The 15,343-nt window shown below is 64.3% G+C and carries 15 protein-coding genes and 1 pseudogene; 11 read left to right on the forward strand and 5 right to left on the reverse strand.

Annotated elements, in window-relative coordinates:
• Positions 1-94: 94 nt before the first annotated feature.
• On the reverse strand, positions 95-631 hold the full coding sequence (locus BJ971_RS09870) for a hypothetical protein (protein WP_184991807.1): 537 nt from the start codon (positions 629-631) through the stop codon (positions 95-97).
• Positions 632-1,236: 605 nt separating this feature from the next.
• On the opposite strand from BJ971_RS09870, the gene BJ971_RS42010 reads away from it, so the two are divergent.
• From BJ971_RS42010 to BJ971_RS09915, 9 genes are all read left to right on the forward strand, one after another.
• Entirely contained in the window at positions 1,237-2,730 is a 1,494-nt protein-coding gene (locus BJ971_RS42010) for a TIR domain-containing protein (protein ID WP_184991809.1), read from the forward strand.
• Positions 2,731-3,165: a hypothetical protein gene (locus BJ971_RS09880; protein WP_184991811.1), complete on the forward strand. Its 435-nt coding sequence runs from the start codon at positions 2,731-2,733 to the stop codon at positions 3,163-3,165.
• Between the two features lie 422 nt (positions 3,166-3,587).
• A complete protein-coding gene (locus tag BJ971_RS09885; protein WP_239087480.1) occupies positions 3,588-4,109 on the forward strand; it encodes a toll/interleukin-1 receptor domain-containing protein in 522 nt (173 codons plus the stop codon).
• Between the two features lie 719 nt (positions 4,110-4,828).
• Positions 4,829-5,386, forward strand: a complete 558-nt coding sequence (locus BJ971_RS09890; RefSeq protein ID WP_184991815.1) for a dihydrofolate reductase family protein — start codon at positions 4,829-4,831, stop codon at positions 5,384-5,386.
• Between the two features lie 68 nt (positions 5,387-5,454).
• Entirely contained in the window at positions 5,455-6,030 is a 576-nt protein-coding gene (locus BJ971_RS09895) for a hypothetical protein (protein ID WP_184991817.1), read from the forward strand.
• A gap of 61 nt (positions 6,031-6,091) precedes the next feature.
• Positions 6,092-6,763 (forward strand): hypothetical protein, encoded by a 672-nt coding sequence (locus tag BJ971_RS09900; RefSeq protein WP_184991819.1) that lies wholly within the window; start codon positions 6,092-6,094, stop codon positions 6,761-6,763.
• 354 nt (positions 6,764-7,117) lie between these two features.
• On the forward strand, positions 7,118-8,077 hold the full coding sequence (locus BJ971_RS09905; RefSeq protein WP_184991821.1) for a tyrosine-type recombinase/integrase: 960 nt from the start codon (positions 7,118-7,120) through the stop codon (positions 8,075-8,077).
• A gap of 22 nt (positions 8,078-8,099) precedes the next feature.
• Positions 8,100-8,420: a hypothetical protein gene (locus BJ971_RS09910; RefSeq protein WP_203709339.1), complete on the forward strand. Its 321-nt coding sequence runs from the start codon at positions 8,100-8,102 to the stop codon at positions 8,418-8,420.
• Complete coding sequence (locus tag BJ971_RS09915) at positions 8,399-9,262, forward strand: nucleotidyltransferase domain-containing protein (RefSeq protein WP_184991823.1); 864 nt, start codon at positions 8,399-8,401, stop codon at positions 9,260-9,262. The genes BJ971_RS09910 and BJ971_RS09915 overlap by 22 nt, the downstream gene beginning before the upstream one ends.
• Positions 9,263-9,394: 132 nt before the next feature.
• Here BJ971_RS09915 and BJ971_RS42475 read toward each other — a convergent pair whose 3' ends face one another.
• A complete protein-coding gene (locus BJ971_RS42475; RefSeq protein WP_184991825.1) occupies positions 9,395-9,610 on the reverse strand; it encodes a helix-turn-helix transcriptional regulator in 216 nt (71 codons plus the stop codon).
• Between the two features lie 369 nt (positions 9,611-9,979).
• Here BJ971_RS42475 and BJ971_RS09925 point away from each other — a divergent pair.
• Positions 9,980-10,617, forward strand: a pseudogene (locus BJ971_RS09925) (IS6 family transposase).
• A gap of 701 nt (positions 10,618-11,318) precedes the next feature.
• Here BJ971_RS09925 and BJ971_RS09935 read toward each other — a convergent pair.
• From BJ971_RS09935 to BJ971_RS09945, 3 genes are read right to left on the reverse strand one after another with little or no spacing between them, the layout of a single operon-like run.
• Positions 11,319-12,863: a radical SAM protein gene (locus BJ971_RS09935; protein WP_203709338.1), complete on the reverse strand. Its 1,545-nt coding sequence runs from the start codon at positions 12,861-12,863 to the stop codon at positions 11,319-11,321.
• Positions 12,863-13,201, reverse strand: coding sequence for a hypothetical protein (locus tag BJ971_RS09940; RefSeq protein ID WP_184991827.1), 339 nt, complete (start codon positions 13,199-13,201; stop codon positions 12,863-12,865). Before BJ971_RS09940 ends, BJ971_RS09935 begins: the two co-directional genes overlap by 1 nt.
• Positions 13,198-14,004 carry a prolipoprotein diacylglyceryl transferase gene (locus BJ971_RS09945; protein ID WP_203709337.1) on the reverse strand — a complete coding sequence of 269 codons (807 nt, stop codon included), beginning with the start codon at positions 14,002-14,004 and terminating at the stop codon, positions 13,198-13,200. The genes BJ971_RS09940 and BJ971_RS09945 overlap by 4 nt, the downstream gene beginning before the upstream one ends.
• 359 nt (positions 14,005-14,363) lie before the next feature.
• On the opposite strand from BJ971_RS09945, the gene BJ971_RS09950 reads away from it, so the two are divergent.
• Positions 14,364-15,323, forward strand: coding sequence for a hypothetical protein (locus BJ971_RS09950; protein WP_184991829.1), 960 nt, complete (start codon positions 14,364-14,366; stop codon positions 15,321-15,323).
• The last annotated feature ends 20 nt before the right edge of the window (positions 15,324-15,343 follow it).

The raw sequence follows: 15,343 nt of genomic DNA on the forward strand, positions 1-15,343 counted from the left end.
GATATCGACGAAGCAATGCAGAGGAAGATCTAGGCGAACAGCAAAGCGGTACGACGTCGCGACGTGGCGCGGCCGTGCAGGTAAGGCTGAGCCGCTAGCGGCCGAGCCAGTAGAGGGCGAGGTCGATTTCGCGCGCTGTGCGGGTTCCGAAGCCGTGCGAGTTCAGCTCGGCGCGCAGGTCTTCGATCAAGGTCATATATCGGCTGTAGCGGTCCGAGCCGTTGGCGAGCTTGAGTCCTAGTCGTTTGAGGCCCTTATGCGCCCGGCGGTCGTAGACCGCCATCCGGTCGGGTGCTGCGGCGACGATGGCGGCTGATGCCAAGGCATCACCGGTCTTGAACCCTGGCAGCGGGCGCAGTGCTGCACGCGCTGCGCGTCCCGCATTCGGAATAGTGGCCGTGGGGTCCGAGGCGGCCACGACTGCCTTCGCCGTGATCGCGCGGACGGTGGACTCCGGTAGCACCATCAGGTCTGCGGCCCACTTGCCCTGCGGTATGCGTTTCCAGAAGTACAGGGCCCCAATGTCAAGCTTTCCCAGACTTCCCGCGCTCGCGACCCGCTCGATGACCTCGTGCAGCGTTTCGTCGTAGTGTGATGAGACCCGTGCACGGTAGTCGCTCAGCGCGGCCATGAGGGCACCGCAGTGACCCGTCAAGCACGTGGGCTTTGGCAAGGTGTCTCCTTCGGGCGATGAGTGTCAGGCCCGCAACGACGGTACGACCTTGAGGGGCAACAGAGCAGCCGGCCGACCGGCTGCGGGATGTCTTCCTGAGTTGGTGACTGGTGGGGACCATCTGGGGACCACACGTTATGCAGCCAGCGCCTGGGCCCTGCACACTCGACGTTCGCGCGCGGTAGCTGAAGCGCGCGTGGTCGCCCGTGCCACGGGCGACTCGTCTGCCAGGATGGAAGCGTGGGATGAGACAGAGCCGATCGCGGCGGATCTCTCGATCGACACTGGAGGCATCACCGCTGAGGTCGCGGCTGGTCTCGTCCATGACGCAGTGATACGCCGGTAGTCGACCGGGTGTCGCTACGGTCACTCCACGAAGAGTGACCTGCGGAAACGTGAAGTGACACGTTGGTCCGCTGTCACTCGACCCCTTGGGGCCTCCATCGGTAGTGATGTCGCAGCGGCTTCGCTGGCGAGGCGGACGTGGAAGTACGAGGGATGACCGACGCTTCTGGCCGCAACGTCTTTGGCTAGCACAGCTTCGCCTCCGATATCGTGATGCCGTGGCCAAGCTCACTGTCGAGGACGTCTTCAAGATCAATGGCGTACCAACTCACACTTTCGTCAAGCCGTCCGAGTTCAGCCGGCTCAAGGTTGCGTTACGCACACCGGGCCGCGGCGTAGTCGTGGAAGGCCCGTCAGGTATCGGAAAGTCAACGGCCGTTACGAAGGTTCTTGATGAGCTTGAAATTTCGGCAGATGTTGTGAAGCTGAGCGCCCGGATCCCGGCTGAGGTCGAGTACATCGAGCTATTGCCTGAGCTTGGTGACTTCGGCACTGTGGTCGTTGACGACTTTCACCGCCTTGAAGACGCAACGAAAGCGCGCCTTGCGGACCTGTTGAAGGTGACGGCGGATCAAGAGGATCCGAAACGCAAGTTGGTCATCATCGGCATCAATGATGCAGGGAAGGCTCTAATTAGGTCGTCGCCCGATCTGTCGAATAGGATCGACGTCGTAAAGTTTGAGATCGAACCCGATGCGAAGATCAGTGAACTGGTCGCAGCGGGTGAGCGCGCATTCAATGTCAAGATCTCGGCAAGTGAACACGTGGTGGAGAAGGCTCGCGGCAGTTTCTATCTCGCGCAACTCCTTTGCATGGATGCATGTGTGTCAGCGGGGGTTACGGAAAAACCCGACGACGAGGTGACTGTAACTACATCCTTTTCGGCGATCCAGCGCAGGGTAGTTGAACGGCAAAAAGACCGGTTCGGTGAGGCTGTGCGAGCTTTTGCGCGAGGTACGAAGTTCCGTCCCGGTGGCAGGGCCCCATACCTCCACATTCTCAAATGGCTTTCGGAATCGGATTCGTGGGGTATTTCCATCCCGGATGAAATGAGGAAACACCCGACGGAGAAAGCGAGCGTTGGCGTCGTCCTGGAAGCGGGCTACTTGGAGAATCTAACTAACAAGGAAAATATCTCTAAGATACTCCACTTTGACCCGGATACGAGAGTGCTGGCCATTGAGAATCCAATGCTTATCTTCTACCTACGCAACGTCTCATGGCCGGAATTTGTGCGGGAAGTCGGGTTTACCAAGGTTGACTATGCGGAAACGTACGACTTTGCGTTGTCGTTCGCTGGCGAAGACCGCTCATACGCAGAGCATTTGAGGAACGCTTTGGAGGACAACGGTCACACCGTGTTCTATGACTATGCTGAGCAGCATCGGTTTCTCGGACAGGATATTGAGGCATACATGGGGCCAATTTATGCGTCCGACTCGCGTTGCGTTGTAGTGGTGCTCGGGGAAATGTATGGGAAGAAGCGATGGACACTCTTTGAGACAAGTCAGTACAAGACCCGTATCGATGCCGGAGAAGTTGTTCCAATCTGGTCGACTAACGTGGCTCCGTCGCCCTTCGACGAGATGCATGGTCGTGGTTTCCTTAACTTCGATCCGATAGGTGATTTGCTTCAACAGGCCACTTCTCATGCCGAGGTGCTCTCACGTATGATTGCAGATCGTGTAAGTGGCAGTTCGGTGGCGTCGTAAATGGTCGATGTGATCGACGCAAAGATTAAACATCTTGAAGCCATCCAATCCGTGGTTAACCGCTTAGCGCAAAATTCATTCACAGTCAGAGGGTGGTCCGTCACGCTCGTGACGGCGGTGTTGGCGGCTGCGGCAGTAAAGCCCGGTTCGCAGCAGCCCCTGATTGCGTTAGCGTTGATCCCGGCATGGGCATTCTGGGCACTGGATGCCTACTATCTACGTCAAGAGCGACTATTCAGGGCTTTGTATCGATCGGTCGGGGCCAGCGCGCGTCGAGAGCCAGAAGAAGGTGACGTGCCGTTGTTCGACATGTCAGTATCCGTCTTTCACCAGGACGTTCCAAAATTCGGTCGGATGCTTGTCGTGCCCAGTGTCGCCCTTATCCCGTCCACATTGACCGTATTGGTTACTGCACTAGGCGCTTTAACGCTCTGACTGCACCTGGCAGTTTCGCACCTTTGGCATCGACGCCCCTGCATCGATGTGCGTTCGCGGCGGCCGAGCAGACAGTCGAGGTGCCTGCGAGTGGCCTCGACCGTCGTTACCCCTGAGGGATCGCAACCTGCTGGAATGTGCCGGCGACCCCGGCTACACGTCAACGAGATGGCTCGCGGGTCCGCAGTGACTACGATGTGGTCATGAGTAGATGTACGGCCCCGGTCGAGGGCCATCGGACCTCCAGCGGAGCCGCGGCGTGCCCTGCGTGCCGTGGCCGACGCCGTGGGTACTCACCGCCCCGGCCCTCCTACCCGCAGCCGGGTTACACGCCGCGGAGCAGCAGCGGGGGCAACGCGAGCGGTGGGGGCGGGTCCGTTAGCGGCAGAACGCGGCCGCATTGGTCGCCGAGCACCTCGTCCGTGATTTACACGCCTGGCGAGGTGCGGGCGCTGACTCCCGTTCGCCGCACCGTCGAGTTGCGCGCGCGTCAGGAGCCAGACCTTTGCGACGTCTTCCTCTGCCACGCGTGGGATGACCGGCGCGGTGCTGCTAAGGAGTTGCACGACCTCCTGGTAGCAGAGGGCGTGTCGGTCTGGTTCAGCGAGAAGGACATTGTGCTCGGCCTGCCGTTCATGCGGGAAATCGACAGAGGCCTAGCAAAGTCGCGTACGGGCCTCGTCCTGGTCACCCCGGCGCTACTAAAACGCGTCGACAGCGGTGGCGTCTCTGACAAGGAGCTCTCAGAGCTTCTTGCACGTGACCTGCTGATTCCCGTCATGCACGAGACGACCTACGCGGAGCTCCGGAAGATTAGCCCCCTACTTGCCTCCAGAAACGGGCTGAACTCGGCGGATGACTCGATGGCTGACATTGCCATCAAGATCGCCGAGCTGGTCGCCGTTGAAGACGACCTGACCGCGTCGCTCACCTCGACGAGTTAGGCGTCCGCCTGCGTGCCATGGCGGGGACTATCTGGGGACCACACGGTATGCACGCCGATGCGCGGACCCGCACACTTGACATCTGCGTGAACGCTGCGCATCGCGCTTGACGTGCGGAAACACCAACATCAACGGCCTGGGGGTCGTGCGGTCTAACGAGGAGTTCTGTACGCCAGTTAAGGCGGCCCTACGGGCCGCGCGCCCGCCACTCCTTGTCGGCCGACCGCGCCTTGCCGCTCCGCGTTCGGCGCGGACCGGCAGCCCTCGCCGCGAAGGACGACGGACACGTCGAACCCGGGCGCCCCAACGACAGGGGACCCGGGGATGCAGCCGACGGACTTACAGTGACAGTCTCGAACATCGGAGCAACCTCTTACCCTGGCGCACGGCCGTAGTGCCCGAAACCGCCCGCACCTGCCCGAAGCCGGGAGTGAAGACAACTTTCTTGACCGGAGCAGGTGAGAGCTCGCGTCCGCATTGTCTAACGGACCCCGCCAGCACGTCGTTACCACCGCTGGCGAACCAGGTCATCGCTAGACCGCACGACCCCAGGCGGACGGTCAATGGTCCCCACAACGGCCCATCAGCCAGCCCCAGGGGCATGGAAGCTCCCTGACCGACTACGCGGGGGCGGGGGAACCTCGCCCCACCGTTCCACACCATTGCCCAGCCCTCCGTGTCCTTAATGCGATGTCGTAGTGGCGTTAGACTCGCCGGTCATGGGACTGCTCATCTTCAGCCTCAATCTCACCCTGGACGGTTGTGTCGACCACCGGGAGGGGATCGCCGACGACGAGACGCACGCGTTCTTCACCCGGCTTATGGACGAGGGCGGGGCGATGCTGTGGGGTCGCGTCACCTACGAGATGATGGAGAGCTATTGGCCGGCCGTCGCCCGCGGCGATGAGGAGGCGCCGTCGGCCATGCGCGAGTGGGCGGTCAAGCTGGAGGGCAAGCCCAAGTACGTGGTGTCGTCGACGCGCAAGGACTTCCCGTGGGCCAACAGCCACCACGTCGCCGGCGATCTGCGTGAGGGCGTGCAGAAGCTCAAGGACGCGACGCCGGCCGGGGTCCTGCTCGGAAGCGGCAAGCTCGGGACCGAGCTCGACCGGCTGGACCTGATCGACGAGTACAAGCTGCTCGTCCATCCCAGGATCGCCGGCCACGGCCCGACGCTGTACCAGGGCGGGCTGCCCGGCACGCGCCGGCTCGAGCTGCTCTCGGCGGAGCCGCTCCGCAACGGCGCGGTGGCCATGCACTACCGCCGCGCGGGCTGAATCACAGAAGTCCATCGCCGCCCGTGTAAGTTGTGGTCCGCATTCGCCCCGTCAGGAGGGGAATTCCCGTGGACTCGGACCTGTCGTTCTGGCTTGGACTCGCTCTGGCGGTACCTATCGGCGTCGGTGTCAACTTGGCGACCCCGGCGATCGGGCGCCTTCTCGGAAAGTCCAGCGAGCGGCTTCGCCGGCGGGCCGAACGAGGCCGGGCAGATGAGCAGTTGGTCGTCGACTGGCTCGCCGACAACCGGGACGCCTTCCTGTACTTCGAAGGGCGATATCGCTCAGCCGAACTGCTTCGGTCTCTATCCGCCGCGATGTCCTGTCTACTCGCCGTCGTACTGATTTTCCTGTATGGCGAGGACCTGGGCCCAGGGCTGTTCATGGCGCTCTTCGCAGTGTCGTTCGTCGTCTTTGAGCTGCTTGCCAACCGCCACCACGGGAAGATCAAGGAGCAGGTCTTGCTCCGCATGGGCTGGCCGAACGCGATCTTCGTAGCGACTGAGGTGGCCGCAAAGCAGCTGCGAAGCATGAGCAGTACCCCTGTCGCAGGTGGACCACCGAGCGCTGCCGCAGCGCCCAATAGCCGCCCGCACCTCGCCGCGAGCACGGACGACATCCGCGGGCGCAAACCCCACGACTAAGCGCAGCCACCGCCTGCAGGCTTGGCTGTGTTGGGTTGCTTGCAGCGCACATAATCATGACATGACGCCACGTCCCGCGGAGTCCCCTGAAAGTGAATACAATTCAACTCTTGAAGATCGCGTAGAAGCCTTTGTCGAATCCCCTGAGGCTACTGACGAGTTACTGCGCGAATACCTGACACAACTTTTGTCGGTATGGCGGACGATAGTTGGACGGATGGGGCGGAACACATTTGCTGCTACCGCAGCGGCCTTGCTTTTCGAGTTTTTGTCGTTGAACACTTTGAATGAGATTGAGTTGTTCGGCATTAAGTTGGCAAAGCCGACTGCTCTTCAATTTGGGGCGCCGATTCTTATATCATACTGCTTTTTACGCTTTGCCACCGTGTACATCGATTACGAGAATTGCCGTCGCACGTATTCAAGAATCGTAATGAAACGGTTTCCGATAATGTACGCCAACGATTTAGAGGTTACGATCTCGCCCCAGGGTGGACTTCTTCTGACCAATGTTCCATATCATCATTTGGAAAAAGCATGGCTGCTCAAGTTTGCGGAGAGTGTGCAAAATCGGCTATTCGATTTCGCTTTTGCGACCGTTGTGCTCTATGAAGCGGCGCGCCTTGCGTTGACCTACGGATGGGACAATGCATTCGTATGGATTTCTGCTGCCCTTTCTGTGCTATTTCTGCTTGTTGCCTACGGAATTAGGTTCACCGCAGAATTGAAATGATAGTGGAAGGGGGGCGATACCTCCTCCATGAAGGCGTAGTAAATGACACCTTGGGTACGCGACGGATCACCCCTAGTTGCGACCAGTGCCGGGGACCGAGTGGGGACCGCACGGTATGCATGCCTGTGCGTGGACCTCCACACTTGACACCCGTGGCGAACGCTGCGCATCGCGCTTGACGTGCGGAAACGCCAACCTCAACGGGCTGGGGGTCAAGGGGTCGCAGGTTCAAATCCTGTCAGCCCGACAGCGAGAGGGTCTCTGCAGGTCAGAGGCCCTCTTTTGCGATCTTGGAACGTTCTGCCGGGTCGAGCACGCCGCTTGTAGACCCCTTGACTCGGCAGGTGACCAGACATGCCCCTGTTCAAACTCAACTCCCTGTGCGAAGGCCTCGAGGGCGGTGACTGGGCCGGCTTCCTGCGCGACTGGGACCGGACCCTGCGCGCCGCGAACCGCCCGGAGACGACCCGCTACAACTATCTCCTCGCCGTCGCCCAGCTGGCCCGCTACCTGTGCTCCGAAGAATCCGAGTACGCCGGCTCCGGTGCCGCCCTCGACCCGACCGCGGTGAAGAAACGGCATGTCGAGGTATTCCAGGCATGGATGATCGAGACCCGTTCCGCGTCCACTGCGCTGAACAAGCACAAGAGCCTGCAGCAGTTCTTCAAGTGGCTGGTCGAAGAGGAGGACCTGGAGCGTTCGCCGCTGGATCGAGTGCGGCAGCCGAAGACCGAGCAGCGGCTCATCCCGATCCTCGGCGATGACGACACCGCGAAGATCTTGGCGACGTGCAAGGGCAAGGACTTCCTGTCGCTGCGCGACGCGGCGATCATCCGAGTCTTCTACAACACCGGCGCCCGCCTGTCGGAGGTCGCCGGTCTGGAGCTCGACGACGCGGACCTCAACAACGACTCGCTGCTCTTCCACGGCAAGGGCATGAAGGACCGCCGGGTCCGCTTCGGTCCGCGGACCGGCCGCGCGCTGAGTAAGTACCTGCGGTTACGAGCCCGCCGGCGGGCCGCGGGTTTGCCGGCGTTGTGGCTGCCCGAGAAGGGCGAGACGCCGCTTGCCTCGAACGGCATCAAGATCATGCTGCGGCGCCGGGGCGAGGCCGCCGGCGTGGCCAACGTCCATGCGCACCGGTGGCGGCACAACTTCGCGCACGAGTGGAAGCTGGCCGGCGGCGACACAGGCGACTTGATGATGGTGCTCGGCTGGGCGTCCGACGACATGCCCCGCAGGTACGGGGCGAGCGCGGCGGCGGAGCGGGCGCAGCAGATGCATGCGCGGCTGCGTATCGGCGAACGAGTCTGAGCAGCAGGAGGAGGTGACCGGGATGGCGCTGAACCCGCGGCAGCGGACGCGCAAGGCGCGGATCGCGGCGCACGCGTCGTGGGCGAACACCGCGGATCGGCAAGGCCGCACCGCGCAGGCGACGGCGTCGTTCCTGGCACGCTTCGAGAAGCAAGTGGACCCGCTCGGCGTCCTGGAGCCCGAGGTTCGAGCGAAGATGGCAGAGCATGCGCGGCGGGCTTACATGCTGCAACTTGCGGAGCGATCTGCGAAAGCGCGTAGCAGAGCGAAGGCGGGTGAGGCGGGAGGCCGTTCTTCTCGACGAGACGAGGGAAGTGAGTCATGGAACGTCAGCGGGCGCTAGCGCTGACTGAGGACGTGCTGGAGCGTCTTGTCGAGGGCCAGGGGGAGTGGCCATTGCGGCTGGTCCGTGAGGTGTACGTGTTTGGGTCGTTCGCGAGGGGAGCGCTGCAACCGGGTGACGTCGACCTGAATGTGGAGTTCGACCGCGATGAACGATGGAGCGCCGAATTCATCGAGGGATTGAGCAACGGCTATGATCCCCGCCGTGTTTTCCGACAGGCGCTCGTAGGCCGTAAACGGGGCGTGAGCTTCATGTTCGAAGGACGCGATCAGTCTCACCTCGACCTGACGTTGCTGTGGCGCCGCGGGGACAGCTTGGAGACGGCGCTGACGCGCCTGCATGCCATCAAGGAAGATCCCGAGGCCGGCAGGGCTGAACGCCATGCGATGTTGCCCCAGTTCGAAGGAATGGAGCGCTGGCTACGTCTGTCCGACCGCGAGTACTTCGTCGAGGCGATCGACAAAGGCGCTCTCACCGTGGAGCGACTCTGCCTCGAGGTCGTTGACGACGTCGATCATCCGCTGGCCCGCCAGCACCTAGAACGTCGGTGGAGCCCAAACAGCCCCCTTCATCGAGCGGGACGAGCTGTTTTCGCGCACCTGATCGGTCGCGGGATCGACCCCGCGCAGGTGCATCCGCACGGCCGCGACGTTCGCGATCGGGAAACGCCCTACTTCGCAGGCTTCGAGCGCCGGTATCTGAGGGCGTTGCCGCGATGCATGACCGAGTTCGGCGGTCGGGAATGGATCGAGGTCGTCCATCCGACGAGGCGCGGTGACCTGCTGGCGCTGAGGGTTGTACCGGTTTCGCTCGCCAGCCTCAAAGAGATCATCAGGCCTTGAGGTGGCTGACACCTGCCGTGTTGCGTAGGGTTTTCACGTCGGTCGGCGGGCCGCGGGTGTTGTGTCATGCGACTTTCAGGGACTGCGGTACGTCAGATTTCGTCCATTTTGTACTATCAATTACCCGGCAGGTTATTGGTTCGCCGCTTCTCGAGCAGAGATGAAACGGTTGACGGCGGAATGCCGGAACCGCACATATTTTCCCAAGCGAAAGCCCTCCGGACCGTTCCCTTCGGTGCGCCACTTTCGAAGGGTTCCGACTGGGATTTTGAGAATATCGGCGACCTCGTTAATAGTCAGTAGTTCGTCGCGTTCCTGAGTATTTCTGTCGTGAGGCACTTTGGTCATCGATCCTTTGTTCTGGTTTTCGGTCCTCCAATGGTCGCATCGGGCCGGAGGTAATGCGCGTCCTTATAACTCGACGCGGTGACGCTCCGCGCGAAGAGATGAAAGCGAAGTTGGGAAGGCGAATTGACGTTGCGATCCCAGGCTCTGCATGGTGTGGATGGCAGTCATCTAGGTTCCTAGGCTGGTTGGGCGTCGTGCGTCATCCCACTGAACAGCCGCCGCAATGAAGTGTTAGGCGCGAGGGCTCCGTTGCGTTCGCCGATCGGAGAGACCGGGCTGGCTTGACCGGTGACGCATGCTGTTCGGCCGCGCTCTTGGTCTGCTCCCCGCTCGGCGTTCGCCGGCTTCCGATTCCCGGCCGAGGTGATCATGGTGGCGGTGCGCTGGTACGTGCGCTACGGCCTCTCCTACCGCGACGTGGAGAGCTGCTCGCCGAACGCGGGATCGAGGTCGATCACGTGACGATCTTCCGGTGGGTGTAACGGTTCAATCCCTTGCTGGCCGACGCCGCCCGATTCGCCCGGCACGCGCCGGGTGACCGCTGGTTCGTCGACGAGACCTACGTGAAGGTCAACGGCGTGTGGCGCTACGCCTACCGGGCGATCGACCAGTACGGCCAGGTCATCGACGTCCTGCTGTCGGTCCGCCGGGACGCCCAGTCGGCCCGGCGGTTCTTCACCCGGGCGCTGCGCACGCTGAAGGTGATCCCGGGCGAGGTCGTGACTGACGCGGCTCCGGTCTACCCAGCCGTTCTGGATGAACTGCTGCCCTCGGTGTGGCATCACGTCGAGCAGTACGCCACCAATCCGATCGAGGCCGATCACGGCCAGCTCAAGCGTCGGCAGAGACCGATGCGCGGCCTGCAAACAGATCGAACAGCACAGGTCGTGATCGCTGGGCACGCCTTCATGCAGAACCTACGCCGCGGCCACTACGAGCTCGGAGTCGACGCCCGACCCGCGCTGCGGGTCGCCGCAGCGTTCACCGAACTCGCCCACGCGATCTGACCAAACGCGTCCCGCGGGCTGAGCGTGTCTGCCGATTCCGCAACGCAACGGACCCGGCTGTCGTAGTACTGGGGCCAGGAACCGCCCGCGCCGCCGGAAGCGTCGAGCACGACCGGCCGCCAGCCCCGGGCCATGGCGGCGCGGGCGGCGCGGGCGGCGGCGAGGCCGGCTCGGCCAGTCCACGAACTCGGAACAGCTGGCCATCTTGCGCCGCGGAGGCCTCGTCCAGTCCAGCCGCGATGGCAAACTCGTGCGCTACCGCGCCGACCCGGCCACCATCACCGCACGGCTTGCCGAGCTCCAGGGCTACCTGGCGTGCTGATGCCCGCCGCCGTAACCCGAAGGCGGCAAGGCGCCGAGCGGTTGACGGCCAACGAGTGGATATCTGTCACTGCCCAGCCATGGTGACGGGCTCCCGGATTTCGGCTACGCCGAGTCGAATGCCGGTCACTACGTCGCAATGTGCCAGGCAACGCCAGCCACGCCCGCCAAGGCGAGTGCTCCGAGATAGCCCAGGACCAGGCGGGTGTCGCGGAGCACGCATCGGGACCGCGTCAGCCCAGCGCGCCGGGCCCGCCAATAGCCGGCGAAACCCAGCGCGGCGAAGGCCACGACCGCCAGGGGGCCGGCCACCCACGCGATCAGTGCCACAGTGGCGTATACGCATAGCCGCAGTGGGTCGTACGGCTGGCCCGGCCCGCTCACGTCCGGGTCCCTGGAAGGCGTTGGGCGGACAGCGCCGGCCAGGCCTGTACCGCGCAGAACGGCGCGCACTGGTGCCGGTCCTGATCGCGGGTGGCGACGTGCACGCAGCACTGGGTCAGCCGCTCCTCGATCATCGTGTGCATGTCCATGAACGGTTTGACGGTGACCCGCTTGACCCGCTCGCCGAGCAGCCTGCGCAGCCGCGTCCTGCCGCCGGGCAGCGCCGACGAGGCGAGCGTGGTCAGCGTGGAGATGCCGAGATCGCAGTTATCGCAGATGTCCCGCCACAGCTCACCGACGTTGGGATGCGACAACGAGGACTGCTCGGAGAGCAGACCGAGTAGCGAGTCCTTGACCGTCGCGCGCAGCATCGCCGGCAGCTGCGTGTCCGCGATCCGGTTGGCGATCGCGTCGGGCTCCAGGTCGAGAAACTCCCGTAGGCGGTCGTGGCCGATGAGCGCGGTGAGCGAACGCCATTCGCCCGTGTCGTCGCGCAGCAGGTAGCCGACCGAGCAGCAGTGCGGGTGCGAGCAGGGCAGAGCGGTGAGGTCGGGCCAGGTGACGATCCCGCCGGTCTGTGGGCCGAGCCGGGCGAGCACACCGGTGTGGGTGAGCCGCTCGTTCGGGTCGATCGGCCGGGATCGGCCGGAGCCGAACTGCGGCTGGATGCATATTCCGCCGACGTACGCCGTGTCCAGCGCCCGTTTCAGCACGGCGCCGATCTCGTCGTCGTTGACGCCGAGGGCGGCGGTCATGGTGAGCGTGGTGAAGATCCCGCGCTCGCTGAGCCGGTCGATCGCCCGTTCCTTGAGCCGGCTCAGGTCCGCCCCGCGATGGTGCCGGCTCGTCGCCGCCGACGGTCCGTCGTACTGCAGGTAGACCTCGACCCGGTCGCGGTGGGCCGCGAGGAGGTCGAGCAGCCGGTCGTCGCGGGCGATCGTGACCCCGTTCGTGTTGACCAGTACGCGGACGACGTTGCGGGCCACCACCTCGCGAAGCAGTTCGGCGAAGTGCGGGTGGAGCGTGGGCTCGCCGCCGGAGAGCATCAGGACGTCGATGCGGCCGTTCTCGCGCGACAGCCGGACGTCGATGCTGGCGAGCACGTCCGCCAGCGGGACCACGCCGGCAATGGCCGGTGACGAGTCGGTGAAACAGGTGGGGCAGCGCAGGTTGCAATGGTCGGTGAGGTCGGCCAGCAGGATGCAGGTGTGCTGGGTCTGCATCTCCGGCAGCCCACGAAGGTACGCGGCCGGCACCGGCTCGAAGTTCCCCCGCGTATCGGGCTGGTGGGTCTTCGTCGGCGCGGTCCACCGCTCCAGATAGGTGAGGATCTCCGGCGACTCGTCGTACAGCGTCCGCACCAGACCGTGTGCGCGGCAGCCCCGCTCCAGCCAGACCCGCTCGTCGCGCTCGGCGAGCCAGCCGGAGAGCCGCTCGACCGTCTCCAGCGGACGGTTCGGTTGTTCGTCGTGACACCGCGGGCAGAACGCGTTGACGTACCGGCGGATTCTGTCGCCGCGCAGGCCCATCCCCGTCGTCATCACACCCCTCCGGCGTTCAGCAGGGCGATGCAGCCGCCGAACGACACGAGCCCGCCGATCGCCCACCCGATCATCAGGCCCACGCCGATGCCCCCGTCCTGTCGAATGGTCTGCACAATGCCGGTGACGAGCAGGCCAGGGACGAGCAGAACCTGCAGGATGAGGTAGAGGAACCCGCCGAAAATCACGCCATCCTGGGTGCCCAACCCGAACAGCATCGGCACCAGGATCAACAGGTTTACGCCCATCGCGATCCCGAACCCGATCGCGACCCGGCGAAACTCGATCGGGCGCCGCCGCGGTGGCGGCACCGGAGTGTTCTGCTGCCAACCAGTCACGCGTTGATCTCCGTTCGGTACCGGGCCGCGGCGCACGCCCGGCGGCGGCGCACGGCGTGCCATACCGCGAGCGGCGCGCAGGCGAGCAGGAACAACTGGGGGCGCGTCAAGCCAGCCGCCACCGCGGCGTTGCCGCGCACGAACTCGACCGCGAAGCGGAAAACGGCGTACCAGATGAGGTAGAGCGTCAGCAGTTCCCCCTCGTCAGCCACGGTCATCCGGTCGCGCAGCCACAGCAGCACCACGAACGCGAGCAGGTGAAACGCGATCTCGTAGAGGAACGACGGGTGCAGCGGGACACCGGCCAGCCCACCGGGCACCTGCGCCGCCTCGGCCGGACTCAACGTCACGCCCCACGGCAGAGCGGTCGGGGTGCCCGGCAGCTCCGACAGCAGACAGCCGACCCGACCGACCGCCATGCCGATCGCGACCGACGGGGCGAACAGGTCACCGGTACGGCCCGGGTAGCCGCACAGCCGCTTGGCCAGCAGCGCGCCGACGTAGGCGCCCACCAGGCCGGACAGGATGCTTCGGCTGCCGTACAGCCACTGCTCGACCAGGGTGGCGTTGTCTCGCAGATCGAGGTGCTGAAGCCAGGTGCCCAAGCGGCTGAGCAGCGCACCACCGACGAGTGCGCCGGCCACGACCACCCAGATCCGGTCGTCGACCGGCCGGCCCAGCCGAGCGCGCCGCCGGACCTGAGCGCCGAAAACCAAACCTGCGACGAGGATGCCACACGCGACGCAGACATCGTGCGTACGAAGCTCGAAGCGGCCCAGCTCAGCCAGGACGGGATACAGCACGAGGGCACGCGGTCGGGATCAACGATGGCACAGGTGGCATCTTATCCCGAATATCGGACGAAATCGGTGATTCCGCACGCCCACGTCAAGACCGCGTCGACCTGAATTCTCGGCTGGCCGACCCAGGACTTCCTCAAAGCCGCCAGGACCGCCGCCGTCCGAGTCCCGGCCGGGGAGGCAGGCAGCTTGGTCAGCGCGCCGCGCTTGCCGAACAGCACGCTCGCGTGTGAGGGTGTCCCTCACGGATCGGCGCTGCAGTAGTGCTGCGGAGCTACCAGACACTTTTTGACCTTGCCTAGGGTTTGATCGCGCGTGTGCGCGGAAGCCCTGTGGCGATCCGTGCCCGGAGGATCTGACACATGACCAGCTACAGCGTGCTCCCGAACGGCCCACGTACAACCGTGATCGCTACCTGGTCGGGCGAATACTGCGACCAGAGCGCCAAAGTAACCACTCTGGACGACCGCGTTGACGCGCAGCGGCTGTCCGCGATGATGACCGGGCTTTCCGAGTCAGGGTGGGACGCGGCCGCCTTCCTCGACAGCCACTCGGCCCTCGAGGACGCGATCAGTCGTCTCGTCGCACAATTACGGCAGCCGCAGGAGACCATCAGCCCAGTGCCCGTGAACCTCGTCGACGGGTGCCGGCACCGTACGGAACCGAGCCACACCGACCTCGAGCGACTGCTGAGCTCCGAGGCCCCCGAAGTGTTCCAAGCGCTCTCGCGGACACAACGCCTGACCATCGCCGACGAGCTTGCCGCCGACGCTGCCGCCCGCGCCGAGGCACTGCGCATGCTCCCCTACGGCCACGACCCCGACGCTGCCTCCCGTGTCTGGCAGATTTGCGAGGTCGGGCGGTCGACCCGCGCCGGTGAGGACGGACCGCTGCCCGAAGGAGCCGCGAGCTGGATCACCCGGGCGTGGGGCCGAGAGCAGAGCCCGGCGCGACGATGGGGATGCCGCGAGCAGCTCGTCCGCATTGAGCAGCTCGTGGCGGCGTGTATCGCGTCCGGCGGCCGCGCCGACGCGGAACACGATCCTCTGCAAGCACACCTGGTCTTCGGCGACCCGCGCGGCGACCAAGCCGCTCGCGTGTTTTACGTGCAACCCGAGCAGAAGCGTCGCGGCGAGTGGGCGGACGATCCGTTCGCGCCAATGGTCGTCAAGGAACACGTCGACGGATCCGGCATGCGCACACTCGGCACGGCGCCGGCGACCGACTCCGACGGCTTCGCCAAGCTGCTCGGGGAATGGACGCGCGCCGTGCCATACCTGCGGGCGACCGACACCTTCGTGGACCCCGCCAGCTTCGACTGACGATCCGCAGGCCACGACGT

Origin of the sequence: Amorphoplanes digitatis (assembly GCF_014205335.1) — a bacterium.
GTDB lineage: Bacteria > Actinomycetota > Actinomycetes > Mycobacteriales > Micromonosporaceae > Actinoplanes > Actinoplanes digitatus.